14 protein-coding genes are annotated in these 12,769 nt (G+C 73.8%); 8 read left to right on the top strand and 6 right to left on the bottom strand.

Features of this window, described 5'->3' with window-relative positions; translation table 11 throughout:
• Positions 1-76: 76 nt before the first annotated feature.
• Positions 77-1,591, top strand: coding sequence for an MFS transporter (locus O2W18_RS20920; RefSeq protein ID WP_269189346.1), 1,515 nt, complete (start codon positions 77-79; stop codon positions 1,589-1,591).
• On the top strand, positions 1,588-3,027 hold the full coding sequence (locus tag O2W18_RS20915; protein WP_269189345.1) for a M20/M25/M40 family metallo-hydrolase: 1,440 nt from the start codon (positions 1,588-1,590) through the stop codon (positions 3,025-3,027). The genes O2W18_RS20920 and O2W18_RS20915 overlap by 4 nt, the downstream gene beginning before the upstream one ends.
• Here O2W18_RS20915 and O2W18_RS20910 read toward each other — a convergent pair.
• Positions 2,966-3,433 carry a hypothetical protein gene (locus O2W18_RS20910; RefSeq protein WP_269189344.1) on the bottom strand — a complete coding sequence of 156 codons (468 nt, stop codon included), beginning with the start codon at positions 3,431-3,433 and terminating at the stop codon, positions 2,966-2,968. The genes O2W18_RS20915 and O2W18_RS20910 overlap by 62 nt on opposite strands.
• Positions 3,430-5,226, bottom strand: a complete 1,797-nt coding sequence (locus O2W18_RS20905) for a carbon starvation CstA family protein (protein WP_269189377.1) — start codon at positions 5,224-5,226, stop codon at positions 3,430-3,432. The genes O2W18_RS20910 and O2W18_RS20905 overlap by 4 nt, the downstream gene beginning before the upstream one ends.
• 62 nt (positions 5,227-5,288) lie before the next feature.
• On the opposite strand from O2W18_RS20905, the gene O2W18_RS20900 reads away from it, so the two are divergent.
• Positions 5,289-6,071: a hypothetical protein gene (locus tag O2W18_RS20900; protein WP_269189343.1), complete on the top strand. Its 783-nt coding sequence runs from the start codon at positions 5,289-5,291 to the stop codon at positions 6,069-6,071.
• A 30-nt stretch (positions 6,072-6,101) separates the two neighbouring features.
• Here O2W18_RS20900 and O2W18_RS20895 read toward each other — a convergent pair whose 3' ends face one another.
• Positions 6,102-6,584, bottom strand: coding sequence for a GAF domain-containing protein (locus O2W18_RS20895; protein ID WP_269189342.1), 483 nt, complete (start codon positions 6,582-6,584; stop codon positions 6,102-6,104).
• Between the two features lie 143 nt (positions 6,585-6,727).
• Between O2W18_RS20895 and O2W18_RS20890 the strand changes: the two genes are divergently transcribed.
• Positions 6,728-7,186, top strand: a complete 459-nt coding sequence (locus tag O2W18_RS20890) for a DUF5313 family protein (RefSeq protein WP_269189341.1) — start codon at positions 6,728-6,730, stop codon at positions 7,184-7,186.
• On the opposite strand, the gene O2W18_RS20885 is transcribed toward O2W18_RS20890, so the two are convergent.
• The 3 genes from O2W18_RS20885 to O2W18_RS20875 all read right to left on the bottom strand — a co-directional run bounded on the left by O2W18_RS20885 (position 7,174) and on the right by O2W18_RS20875 (position 8,589).
• A complete protein-coding gene (locus tag O2W18_RS20885) occupies positions 7,174-7,569 on the bottom strand; it encodes a hypothetical protein (RefSeq protein WP_269189340.1) in 396 nt (131 codons plus the stop codon). The genes O2W18_RS20890 and O2W18_RS20885 overlap by 13 nt on opposite strands.
• 49 nt (positions 7,570-7,618) lie before the next feature.
• Positions 7,619-8,011, bottom strand: coding sequence for a hypothetical protein (locus O2W18_RS20880; protein WP_269189339.1), 393 nt, complete (start codon positions 8,009-8,011; stop codon positions 7,619-7,621).
• A 98-nt stretch (positions 8,012-8,109) separates the two neighbouring features.
• Complete coding sequence (locus O2W18_RS20875; RefSeq protein WP_269189338.1) at positions 8,110-8,589, bottom strand: DUF2505 domain-containing protein; 480 nt, start codon at positions 8,587-8,589, stop codon at positions 8,110-8,112.
• Positions 8,590-8,746: 157 nt separating this feature from the next.
• On the opposite strand from O2W18_RS20875, the gene O2W18_RS20870 reads away from it, so the two are divergent.
• The 4 genes from O2W18_RS20870 to O2W18_RS20855 are packed head-to-tail and all read left to right on the top strand — an operon-like array spanning position 8,747 to position 12,694.
• A complete protein-coding gene (locus tag O2W18_RS20870) occupies positions 8,747-9,772 on the top strand; it encodes an iron-siderophore ABC transporter substrate-binding protein (RefSeq protein WP_269189337.1) in 1,026 nt (341 codons plus the stop codon).
• Positions 9,769-10,812, top strand: coding sequence for a FecCD family ABC transporter permease (locus O2W18_RS20865; RefSeq protein WP_269189336.1), 1,044 nt, complete (start codon positions 9,769-9,771; stop codon positions 10,810-10,812). The genes O2W18_RS20870 and O2W18_RS20865 overlap by 4 nt, the downstream gene beginning before the upstream one ends.
• Positions 10,809-11,861, top strand: coding sequence for a FecCD family ABC transporter permease (locus tag O2W18_RS20860; protein WP_269189335.1), 1,053 nt, complete (start codon positions 10,809-10,811; stop codon positions 11,859-11,861). The genes O2W18_RS20865 and O2W18_RS20860 overlap by 4 nt, the downstream gene beginning before the upstream one ends.
• Positions 11,858-12,694, top strand: coding sequence for an ABC transporter ATP-binding protein (locus tag O2W18_RS20855; RefSeq protein ID WP_269189334.1), 837 nt, complete (start codon positions 11,858-11,860; stop codon positions 12,692-12,694). The genes O2W18_RS20860 and O2W18_RS20855 overlap by 4 nt, the downstream gene beginning before the upstream one ends.
• Positions 12,695-12,769: the final 75 nt, after the last annotated feature.

Raw genomic sequence — 12,769 nt, 5'->3', positions numbered from 1 at the left:
ACCGGCCGTTTGCGTCGGCCGGGCACCTCGTCGATGCTGGCCGCCCCGGGACCCACCACAGCGAGGAGCGGGCTCGATGCAGCAGTCGGCGACGCAGCGCAGCGGCAGCCGGGCGGGGCGGTGGCAGGCCCGGATGACGGCCGGCGTCGTCGGCTACCTGGTGTTCGTCGAGTTCACCAGCGGCGTCCTGCAGGGGTACTACATCCCGCTGCTCACCGACATCGCCCGGCACCTCGGCATCAACGACGCCGACGTCAACTGGCTCGAGGCCGGCCAGCTGATGCTGTCCGCGATCGCCGTCCCGGTGCTGGCCAAGCTCGGTGACCTGCACGGGCACCGCCGGATGCTGCTCTGGTCCGCCGTCGTCGTCGCGGTGGCCACCATCGTGCTGGCGTTCGCCCAGACCTTCCCGGTGTTCCTGCTGGCCTGGGCCGTGCAGGGGGTCTACGCGGCCTGGCTCCCGCTGCAGGTGGCCCTGATCTACAGCCGGTCCCGCGGGCTGCCGGACACCGCGGCCCGCACCCGGCGGGCCACCGGCCTCATCGTCGCCGCGCTGCAGCTGGGCGCCATCGTGGGCGCGCTCAGCGGCGGGATGATCGGCGACCTGCTGGGCGACGCGCTCTGGCTGGTGCTGCTGGCTCCCGGCGTGCTGGTCGTCGGGGTGGTCGTGGTCGTCTGGAGGCTCGTGCCCGAGGGGACCGACCGGATGCAGGGGGTCGTCGACTCCGGCGGCGCCGCGCTGCTGACCGCGATCCTGCTGGTGGTCACCGGCGGGCTGACCTTCGTCCGGCTCAACGGGGCGGAGCAGGCCTGGCCGTGGCTGGTGGTCGCGGCCGGCCTCCTCCTGGTGTGGCCGTTCGTGCGCTACGAGCTGCGGCAGCCGGACCCGCTGGTCGACTTCCGGGTGCTGCGCAGCTCGGCGATGTGGCCGGTCCAGCTGACCGCGGGCCTGTTCGGGGTCAGCGTGCTGGGCGCGCAGGGGCCGCTGTCGACGTTCGCCCGCACCGACCCGGACGTCTACGGCTACGGCCTCGGGCTGTCGACCAGCTCGGTGTCCCTGGTCATCGGTGCCTACGTGATCTCGATGCTGGTCGGCGCGAGCCAGTTCGCCCGGGCTTCGCGGCTCACCACGCCACGGCTGACCCTGATCGGTGCGGCGGCCCTGGTCGCCACCGGCTACCTGCTGCTGGTGCCCTTCCACGACCAGCTCGGCCAGGTGCTGGCCGGCATGACGGTGGCCGGGGTGGGGTCGGGCGCACTCGTCGCCGCCCTGCCCGCCGCAGCAGCCGCGGCCGCCCCGGCCGGCCGCACCGCCGTCGCCACCGGGCTGACCAACACGACCAAGGTCATCGGCGGCATGTTCGCGTCGTCGGTGTTCGCCCTCGCCCTCGCCGCCGGTGCGCCGGTGCTGGCCGGCGGGGTCGAGGGCACCGCCGGATCGCTCACCGGCTACGTGACCGTCTGGACCATCTGCGGCACCACGGCGCTGGTCGCCGCTGTCGCGCTCGTGTTCGTCCCGCGGCTGGCCTTCGCCGACCCCGCACAGACCGAGGACCGCGCCGTCGCGGCCCGGGAGGAGACAACTGGATGAAGCTGGCCCTGCTGACCACCGGAGCCGCCGTGGGAGCCGGCGCCGCCCTCGCCCGGGCGCGCCGCTTCCGGCCGCCGGCCAGCCCGGACGTGCCGCACGCGGACGTCGGGGCGGTCGACGCCTGCCGGGCCGCCGACCACCTCGCGCAGCTGATCCGGATCCCGACGGTCTCCCGGCGCGACCCCGAGCAGGTCGACCAGTCGGTCTTCAGCGCCTTCCGGGACCGCCTCGGCGAGCTCTACCCGCACACCCACCGGGAGCTGGAGCTGGAGCTGCTGGGCACCGGGGCGATGCTGTTCCACTGGCGCAGCGGCAGCAGCGACGCACCGCCCCTGGTGCTGATGGCGCACTACGACGTCGTCCCGGCCGACGGCCAGGCGTGGACGCACGACCCGTTCGCCGGGGAGGTCATCGACGGCGTCGTGCACGGCCGGGGCGCCATCGACGACAAGGGCGCCCTGGTCGCCGTGCTGGAGGCGGTGGAGTCGTTGCTGGCCGAGGGGTTCCGGCCGGCCCGGGACGTGTACCTCTCCTTCGGCAACGACGAGGAGGTGGCCGGCACCGGGGCTCGGACGGCGGCCGAGACGCTCGCCGCACGGGGGATCACCCCCTGGGCGGTCGTCGACGAGGGCGGCGCCGTGGTCACCGGGGTCTTCCCCGGCGTCCCCGGGCCGATCGCCGTCGTCGGCGTCGCCGAGAAGGGGGTCGTCGACCTCGAGCTGACCACCGAGGACGCCGGTGGGCACGCGTCGTCGCCGGTCCGGGGCGGCGCGACCGCACGGCTGGCCCGGGCGCTGGTCCGGCTGGACGAGGAGCCCTTCCCGGCCCGGGTCAGCGACGTCGTGCTGGCGCTCGTCGACACCGTCGGCCGGCACGCCCCGGCCGGGTACCGCGCGTTGTACGCGCACGCCGCGCTGCTGCGGCCGGCGCTGGCCACCCTGCTGTCCCGCGCCGGCCGGGAGGCCAGCGCCCTGGTCCGGACGACGGTGGCGATCACCCAGCTGGAGGGCAGCCGGGCACCCAACGTGCTCGCGACCCGGGCCCGGGCGGTGGCCAACGTCCGGGTGGTGCTCGGGGAGACGGCCGAGTCGGCGATCGAGCGGATCCGCGGGATCATCGACGACCCGAGCGTGCGGCTGGAGGCGACCCGCGCCGACGACCCGTCACCGGTGTCCCGGACCGACAACGAGGCCTGGGCGACGCTGACCGCGGCGATCCGGGCGGCGCACCCGGGGGCGACGGTGACCCCGTACCTGATGGTGCAGGCCAGCGATGCCCGGCACTTCGCGAAGATCAGCGACAGCGTCTACCGGTTCATGCCCTTCGACCTCAGTTCGGCGCAGCTCGCGTCCCTGCACGCCGCAGACGAGCACCTCACGGTGGCGGCGCTGGCGCGCGGGGTGGCGTTCTACCGGGAGCTGCTGCAGCGGTCGTGACCCGCTCCAGCTCCGCCACGGCCAGCTCGGCCTCCACGGCGGCGACCGCGGCGGCCGGGGCGGGCAGCCAGCCCGAGGCCAGCACCGCCCCGTCGCAGACCAGCGACTCGACCACGATCCCGGCCCGCACCGAGCGCCACAGCGCCGCCCCCCGCAGCCCGCGGCGGCGCCCGTCGGTCACCAGGGCCGGGACCAGCCAGACCCAGTTCGTCGGTGAGACGACCTCCACGGCGACGTCGCGGGGGAGCACCGCGCGCAGCGCCCGGTAGACCGCGCCGACGTCGTCGACCGGGGGCACGTGCCGGTGCCCGCCGCCCTCGTCGAAGGGACGGGTGGCGCCGCTGCAGCAGCCGCCTCCACCCGCGGCGGCGCGCGGTCCCCGGACGAGGACGACCCGGTGCCTCACTGCGGTTCGTCGCGCGAGGTCTGGCCCAGCTCCGTCTCGTCGGTGGGGGACGTCGGGTTGGCCCGGGCGACGGCCGGGTCGGAGGTGGGCCGCGCCTCGGCGCCGGGCTGCGGACGCTCCCGGAACGCGGTGCGCAGCGCCATGGCGGCCTCGACCATCAGCCAGATCGCCAGCAGGAAGATCAGCGCGTCCAGTGGGGCGAGCACCCAGTTGTCGGCCTCGACGAAGCGCTGCAGGTTGACGATCAGCGCCCACGAGGTCATGGCGAGCAGGAACACCAGCGGGATGAGCACGGCCAGCGGGTTGCGGCCCCGGCGGGTCACCCACACCGCGATGACCGACAGCGCCAGGCCCGCGGTCAGCTGGTTCGTCGTCCCGAACAGCTGCCAGAGGACGCCGAAGGTGTAGCCGGCTTCGCCACCGCCGGGCAGCAGCGCCATCGCCAGCGGGATGGCCACCGCGACGGTGGTGGCGAGGGTGAGGTTCCGGGCCAGCGCCCGGACCTTGATGATCTCGCCGATCTCCTGCACGACGTAGCGCTGCAGCCGCACACCGGTGTCCATCGTGGTCGCGGCGAAGCTGATCACCACGACCGCGGCGAAGATGGTGGCCAGGTCCAGCGGGACACCGATGTTGTTGGCGAACACCGCGACGCCGTTGACGAAGTTGCTGGTGGCGCCCCCGGAGGCGGTGGCGAAGTCGGGGTAGAGCGCCTGCCACTCGGCCTGGGAGGCGGCCACGCCCGCGGTGGCGGCGAGCACGGCGCCGGTGGCCAGCGAGCCCTCGCCGACCGCGCCCATGTAGCCGACATAGCGGGCATCGGGTTCGGTGTCGAGCTGCTTGGACGTCGTCCCCGAGGAGACCAGGGAGTGGAACCCGGAGATGGCGCCGCACGCGATGGTGATGAACAGGAACGGGAAGAAGCTGGGCGCACCCTCCGGGACGTCGTTCACCAGGGGTGCCTGGATGGTGTTCATCCCGACGATCACGCCGACCGCGATGACCGCCAGGGCGATGAAGAGCTGGTGGCTGTTGATGTAGTCACGGGGCTGCAGCAGCACCCAGACCGGGATGCGCGAGGCGATCCAGGTGTAGGCGAACAGCAGCACGACCCAGACGTTCCGGGTCTGCTCGACCCCGAGGGCCTCGGCCAGACCGTCGAGCTCGATCGGGAAGGCGTTGCCGACCAGGATCAGCGCGTACAGCACGATCACGCCGGCGATCGAGGGGATCAACGCGGAGGAGCGGGTCCGGTAGATGTACTGGCCGATCGCCATGGCCAGCGGGATCTCGACCACGATCGGGATGACCGCGCCGGGGTTGGCCACGAACAGGTTGCCGATGACCACCGCGAAGACGGCGTTCACCAGGGTCAGCAGGAAGAAGATGATCGCCAGGAACAGCATCCGGGCCCGGCCGTTGACCACCTCGCCGGCCAGCGTCCCGATGCTCTTGGCCTTGTGGCGTACCGACACCACGAGCGACCCGAAGTCGTGCACGCCGGCGGCGAAGATCGTGCCGAGCACGATCCAGGCCAGCGCCGGGCCCCAGCCCCAGAAGACGGCGATCGCCGGGCCGACGATCGGTGCGGCGCCGGCCACCGAGGTGAAGTGGTGGCCGAACAGCACGTGCTTGTTGGTCGGCACGTAGTCGACGCCGTCGTTGAACTCGTGCGCCGGCGTCCGGAAGGCCGGGTCCAGGACGTAGACGTTGCGCGCCAGGTAGCTCGAGTAGTACCGGTAGCCGAGGAAGAACAGCACCCCGACGACGGCGGCCACGGCGAATGCGGGCACGGACAACCCCCCACGTCCTGGGCGGCCGGACGACCGCCGCAGGCGAAGAGTAGACAGTTGCTGTGACCGGCACCACATCACTGAGCGCTGCAGTCCGGGCCGCCGGCGTCGCCGAGCTCCTCTGGCGGCGCGGCGACCAGCCACCGGGCGCCCTCGGCGTGGTCCCGCTGCTGCTGGGGGAGCTGCCGGCGGTCGCGCTTCCCTGGGCACAGGTCGAGGCGGCGCACGCAGCCGCTGCCGGTGGTGAGGCCACGCTGGTGCTGTCGGACCCGCGGCTGGCCGGGCCGGGCTGGGAGCCGATGGTGGTCACCGGCCGGCTGACCCTGGTCGAGGACGGCGACGGCAGCCTGTTCACCGAGCAGCTGCTGGACCAGGAGCTGCGCAAGCACCCGCCGTCGCGGGCGCTCGCGGACTCACCGATGCTGCGCCGGGAGCACTGGTGGTACCTGCCGCGGCTGGTCCTGCTGCTCGACCCCGTCGACGTCGTCCCCGGTGGGCGGCGCGACGGACCGGCCGACGCGGTGCTCGCGGTCGACGACGACGGGCTGCACGTGCGCACCGTCCGGGTCGCCGACTGGGAGGCCGACCCGCTCGAGCTGACCGGCGCACCGCCCGGCGTCCGCGGGCCCGCCGTGCTGGTCGGTCAGGAGATCTCCGTGCCCGACGCCGAGCGGTGGACCGTGCACGTGACCAGCGGCTCCTGTGCCGACGGCCGGCTCACCGGGGTGTGGCCGGCCGAGCGCCGGGCGCTGGAGCCGGTGCCGGGCCTGCGTGCGCGGGTGCAGCGGCAGCGGGCGCTGGAACGCGGCTGCGTGCAGGCCCTGCGGGCGGCTGGCCACCGGTGACCGTCGGCGCCGGCGGCCGTCGGTCGTGGGTCAGTCGGTCGTGGGCTCCGGCACCGGGTCGGGCAGCAGGCTGCTGAGCATCCGGGCGCTCATCTCGACGAGCGGCAGGTGCCGGGTCAGGGTGCGGGGCTGCGCGCGGGAGGCCACGCCGCAGAGGGTGCCGAACACCGCGCCGTCCCGGGTGACCAGCGGGACGCCGATGTAGGCGGCGACCCGCTCGGCGTGCCCGGTCATCAGGTCGCGGTAGGCCGGGGTGGCGGCGGCGACGGTGGCGACCCGGGGGCCGACGCCGCTGACCATCGAGTGGCAGAAGCTCTGCTCCCAGGGCACCACCGTGCCCTGCGGGATGACCTCCTGGGGGTGCGAGTACAGCACCACCTGCGCCGGTTCCTGGAGGTGGGTGACCATCCAGACGTCCAGGCCGACGGTGCGGTGCAGGAAGGCGAGGGAGGCGCGGGCAGCCGCCGTCCAGTCCTCGAAGGGGACGACGTCGTCCACGACGAGCTGGACCATGCCCCGATGATCCGCCCCGTCCGGCAGGCATCCAACAGCCGCAGACGGTCACGATCCGGTACCGGCGCGACCTCACCTGCTGGTGATCGACCGATGACGCGGAGCGACGGTCGGCGAACCGTGGTGTCGGTACCGTGAGGGCCATGGCCACGAGCAGGTCCGGTGCGCCCGGGACCACCGGTGAGCCGGTCCGGCCCGGTCTCCTGCGCTGGCTCTGGTACGCGATGGGCGGCGCGCTGCCGGCGCGGCACGCCAGCTGGGTGCTGCACGACACCACGACCGCGAGCTGGGGCTGGCGGCACGTGCTCCGGGCGGGAGTGCAGATGGCGGTGCCGATCGCGCTGGTCCTCCTCTTCGTCCCCGGCCCGTTCTGGATCCGTGGCATGACGGCCCTCGGCGGGCTGCTGCTCGGGCTGATCTTCTCCCTCGCCTACATGACCGAGACGACCGAGAACCGGGTGAAGAAGGCCGGGTACCCGGTCGGCACCGCCCAGACGGTCCGCGACCGGGCGCAGGTCGGCCGGGACGCCCAGCAGGCCGCGCGGCGGCGGGCGGCTGCGGAGAAGCGGGCCGCCCGGTACCGGGAGCGTCAGGGCCGCTGAGCCCCCGGGGCGTCGAACCAGGTGACCTGCTCGGGCACCGCGGTGAACGGGTTCGCCCACTCCGAGGGGGTGCCGGTGATCGGCTGCGCGTCGGTGACCACGACGAACGGCGTCCCCGGGTAGACGGCGAGCACCCGGGTGGGGGAGGAGAGCTCCTCGGTGCGCTCGATCAGCTCTCCGCGGCGCAGCTGCTGGGTGGTGCGGCGGCCGCGCAGCTCCTCACCGACGGCGGCGACCCACTCGGCGCCGTCCTGGGTGAAGGAGATCCACCGCACGCGCTGCCCGGGCGGTGCCGGTTCGCAGCCGGCGAACTCGGCGAGCGCGTCGTAGAGCCGCTCGGCCTGCTCGTCGTCGCTGGCTCGCGGGAGGAAGAAGGCCACCATGGCCGCCATCCTCGCGGCAGGCGCCGACAGTCCGCGCCGTGGCCCCGGGTCAGCCTCCGCCGCTGCTCCGGAGGACGTCGAGGTTCCCCGCCCGAGCCGCCTCGAGGCGGAGCCGCGCGAGCTCGGCCTGCACCGAGGACAGCTCGGCGGAGGAGCGCAGCAGCTCGATGAGCGCACCGGCGCTGTCCGCCCGGGCGGCGCGGGCGAGGGAGTCGATCAGCTCGCGCAGCGAGCCGCTGCGCTCACCGTGGTCGAGCAGGCGCGCGACGCCGTTCACCGTGGTGCGCACGTCCTGGACGAGGAACGGCAGCTGGCGCACGGTGTAGCCGATCAGCACGAGCAGGTCGAACGGGAGGCGGACGAGCGCGACGACGGCCGGGATCAGGCCGAACGTCGGTGGCGGGGGGCGGTCGGCCGGACCCAGGTCGTCATCGGGTGTCATGGCTGGCTCCTGGGTGGTCGTGGTGCGGCCTGCGCTGAGCCGGCACCTGGCGGGGATGCTAAGGAGGAGCCGCCGGGCCCGCATCCTCCTTCGCCGGGCTACGCCAGTCGACGGCGGAGCAACTCGTCCTCCTTGCGCAGCACCACGGCGACCAGCTCCCGTACCGCGCCCTCCGCCTGTCGGCCGATCAGCGGCGCGTCGACCGTCGCGTCGCCGGTGACCGTCGAGCGGGTGCCCGCGCCCTCGGGGACCAGTCGTCGCTCGCCGGTGACCTGGACCGTCCGGCCGAAGACCTCGGCCCGCACGTCCAGGTCGGTGCGGTGGCCGCCGGCGCCGTCCGGGGTCCAGTCGCTCCGCTCGACGACCGAGACCGACGAGCCGACGAAGCGGGCGAACACCGGCGGGATGCCCTCGGTGGGGGCGGCGAGCCGCGTGGTGGTGCTCGTGCCGGTCACGGTCAGCTCGTGGACCTGGGCGCCCAGGGCGGCGGCACGGTCGCGCAGGAACTGCTCGTCGGTGAGGAGCGCGAGGACGGCGTCCGGGGTCGCGGGATGGGTGCTGGTGGAGTCGATGGGCACGCCTCCCATCGTCGGCGGTGTGCGCCGTCCGCGCCCTGTGACCCCCCGGTGATCGACATCCGACCAAGCACACCCTAAGTTGTGTTAGCCAAGCCTCAGTTGCTCGTCCCGCCCGGACGTCGTCGGGCGAGCACTGCACCACCACCGGAAGGACCCCATGCGCCGCGCCTCGAGACTCGTCGCAGTCTCCACCGCAACCCTGCTCGCCGGCGGCCTCGCCGCCTGCTCGTCGTCCTCGTCCGGCGACGAGGCCGAGGCCGCCGCCGCCGACTTCACCCCGATCACCGTCGAGCACGCCTTCGGGACGACGACGATCGACTCCGAGCCCGAGCGGGTGGCCACGGTCAACTGGGCGAACCACGAGGTGCCGCTGGCCCTCGGCGTCGTCCCGGTCGGCATGGCCGCCGCCAACTTCGGTGACGACGACGGCGACGGCATGCTGCCGTGGGTCTCCGAGCGGCTCGAGGAGCTGGGTGGCGAGAGCCCGGTGCTGTTCGACGAGACGGACGGGATCGACTTCGAGGCGGTCGCCGACACCGATCCCGACGTCATCCTCGCCGCCTACTCGGGGCTGACCCAGGAGGACTACGACACGCTCAGCGAGATCGCTCCGGTCGTGGCCTACCCGGAGGCCCCGTGGGCGACGCCGTGGCGGGAGATGATCGAGGTCAACGCCGCGGGGATGGGCATGGCCGAGGAGGGCGAGGAGCTCATCGCCGACATCGAGCAGGACATCGCCGACACCGTCGCCGAGCACCCCGAGCTCGAGGGCAAGTCGACGATGTTCCTCACCCACGTGGACACCGCGGACCTGAGCGAGGTCAGCTACTACACGCCGTACGACACCCGCAGCGCCTTCTTCGAAGACCTCGGGCTGTCCACCCCGTCCAGCGTGGCGGCGGCCTCCACCGACAGCGAGCAGTTCTCCGGGACGGTCAGCGCCGAGCAGGTCGACGTCTTCGACGACGTCGACATCATCGTGACCTACGGCGGCCAGGAGCTGGTCGACGCGCTGAACGCCGACCCGCTGCTGTCGCAGATCCCGGCGGTCGCGAACGGGGCGATCGTGCTGCTCCCCGACACCCCGCTGGGCACCGCGGCGAACCCGACGCCGCTGGCCATCTCCTGGGTGCTCGAGGACTACGTCGCCATGCTCGCCGAGGCTGCTGACAAGGCAGCATGACCTCGGTCCGGCCTGCCCCGGCCCTGGACGCCGCCCCCGCGCGGCGCCCGGGGCCGGTCCGGTTCCTCTGGCTGCTGGTCGTGCTCGGGCTGCTGGTCGCCCTCATGGGCGCCTCCGTCGCGATCGGCTCCCGGGACGTCGGCTGGTCGGAGATCCTGGCGGCCCTCGGCGGCTCCGCGGAGACCATGGGCGAGGCCGCGGTGACCAAACGGATCCCGCGCACGGTGCTGGCGGTCGTCGTCGGCGCCGCGCTGGGGCTCTCCGGTGCGGTCATGCAGGGCGTCACCCGCAACCCGCTGGCCGACCCCGGGGTGCTCGGGATCAACATGGGCGCCTCGCTCGCGGTGGTCGCCGGCATCGCCTGGTTCGGCCTGTTCTCCGCGACCAGCATCGTCTGGGCGGCGATCGTCGGCGCCGCCGTCGCCGCGGTGTTCGTCTACGCCGTCGGCTCGCTGGGCCGGGGTGGGGCGACCCCGCTCAAGCTGGCCCTGGCCGGGGCCGCCACGTCGGCCGCGCTCACCTCCTTCATCACCGCCATCGCCCTGCCCCGCGGCGACATCGTGGAGAACGTCGTGTCCTGGGAGATCGGCGGTGTCGGTGGCGCCACCTTCACCGGCATCGGCACCGTGGCGCCGTTCCTCGTGGTGGGCTTCGCCGTGAGCCTGGTGTCTGCGCGCAGCCTGAACTCCCTCGCGCTGGGCGACGAGCTCGCCGCCGGCCTGGGGGAGCGGGTGGCCCTGGCCCGGGGCGTGGCCGCGCTCGGCTCCGTCCTGCTCTGCGGCGCCGCCACCGCGGTCGCCGGGCCGATCGGGTTCGTCGGGCTCGTCGTCCCGCACCTGTGCCGGCTCCTGGTGGGCGTGGACCACCGGTGGCTGTTGCCCTTCTCCGCGATCGCCGGCGCCTGCCTGCTGACCGGCGCCGATGTGCTCGGCCGCATCGTGGCCCGCCCGACCGAGCTGGACGTCGGCATCCTCACCGCGCTCATCGGGGCCCCGTTCTTCATCGCGATCGTCCGCCGGCAGAAGGTGCGCGAACTGTGACCGCCGTCGTCTCGCCACCGCGCTCGACCGTCGACACCGTCGCCCGCGGGCGGGTCCGCCGTGCCTCTCGCCGGCGGCTGGTGATCACCGTGCTGACGCTCGCCGTCGTCGTCGCCTTCGCGGTGACGCTGATGGTGGGGCGGACCTTCTACCCGCCGGGGGACGTGCTCCGCGTCGTCCTGGGCTCCGACGTGCCCGGGGCGTCGTTCACGGTCGGGCGGCTGCGGCTGCCGCGCGCCGTCCTGGCGGTGGTGGCCGGGCTCAGCTTCGGCCTGGCCGGCGTCACGTTCCAGACCATGCTGCGCAATCCGCTGGCCAGCCCCGACGTCATCGGCATCACCTCCGGTGCGAGCGCCGCGGCGGCGTTCGCCATCGTGGTGCTCGGCTGGTCGGGCACGGCGGTGTCGGTCACCGCGATCGTGGCGGCGCTCGGGGTGGCGCTGCTGATCTACACGCTGGCGTTCAAGGACGGCGTCGCCGGGACGCGGCTGATCCTCATCGGCATCGGCGTCGCCGCCATGTGCAAGAGCATCACCTCCTACGTGCTGTCGAAGGCCGGTGCCTGGGACTTCGCGGAGGCGCTGCGCTGGCTGACCGGCAGCCTCAACGGCAGCACCTGGGAGGCCACCGTGCCGACCCTGCTCGCGCTGCTGGTGTTCGGGCCGGTCCTGCTGGGGCAGACCCGGAACCTCTCCGCGCTGCAGCTCGGAGACGACACCGCCGCCGCGCTGGGGGTCCGGGTCGAGCGCACCCGGGTCATCGCGATCGTCGCCGCGGTGGGCCTGATCGCCTTCGCCACCGCCGCCTGTGGTCCGATCGCCTTCGTGTCGTTCCTGGCGGGTCCGATCGCGGCCCGGCTCGTGGGGCCGAACGGCTCGCTGCTGGTGCCGGCCGCGCTGGTGGGGGCGCTGCTGGTGCTCGTGGCGGACCTGTGCGGCCAGTACGCGTTCGGCACCCGTTACCCGGTCGGCGTGATCACCGGGGTGCTCGGAGCGCCGTACCTCATCTACCTGATCATCCGCAGCAACCGCACCGGAGGCTCCCTGTGACCGCCACCCACTCGCTGGCAGCCGAGGACCTCACGCTCGCCTACGGCGATCGCACCGTGATCGAGGGGCTGGACCTGCTCGTGCCCCCGGGGCGGATCACCGCGGTCGTCGGCGCCAACGCCTGTGGGAAGTCGACGCTGCTGCGGTCGATGTCGCGGCTGCTGGCCCCGCGCAGCGGGCGGGTGCTGCTCGACGGCAAGGCGGTGCACCGGCTACCGGCCAAGGAGCTGGCCCGCACGCTGGGCCTGCTGCCGCAGTCGCCGATCGCACCGGAGGGGATCACGGTCGCCGACCTCGTCGGCCGGGGGCGGCACCCGCACCAGCGCGTGTTCTCCCGGTGGAGCAAGGAGGACGACGCCGCGGTCGCGGCCGCCCTGGACGCCACGGAGACGACGCCGCTGGCCGACCGGGCGGTGGACGAGCTCTCCGGCGGGCAGCGCCAGCGGGTCTGGATCGCGATGGCGCTGGCCCAGCAGACCGACGTGCTGCTGCTGGACGAGCCGACCACGTTCCTCGACGTGGCCCACCAGATTGAGGTCCTCGACCTGCTGACCGACCTGAACCGGTCCCGCGGGACGACGATCGTGATGGTGCTGCACGACCTGAACCTCGCCGCCCGGTACGCCGACCACCTGGTCGCGCTCTCCGGCGGCCGCATCCACTCCGCCGGGGAGCCGGCGGACGTGCTCACCGAGGAGTGCGTGCGGGCGGTGTTCGGGCTCGACAGCCAGGTGATCGTGGACCCCACCTCAGGCAAGCCGCTGATGCTGCCGATGGGCCGCCACCACACCGCCCCGCGCGCCGACGTCCTGCAGGGCACCCCCGGCAGCTGAGCCGCCGGGAGGGAGCGGAGCGCCCGTCAGCCGAAGACGGTCACGGGTGCGGGGAGCTCCCGATGCCGGTCCGCC

This window comes from Modestobacter sp. VKM Ac-2983 (assembly GCF_026967885.1).
Lineage (GTDB): Bacteria > Actinomycetota > Actinomycetes > Mycobacteriales > Geodermatophilaceae > Modestobacter.
This window is presented reverse-complemented; position numbering and strand designations above follow the sequence as displayed.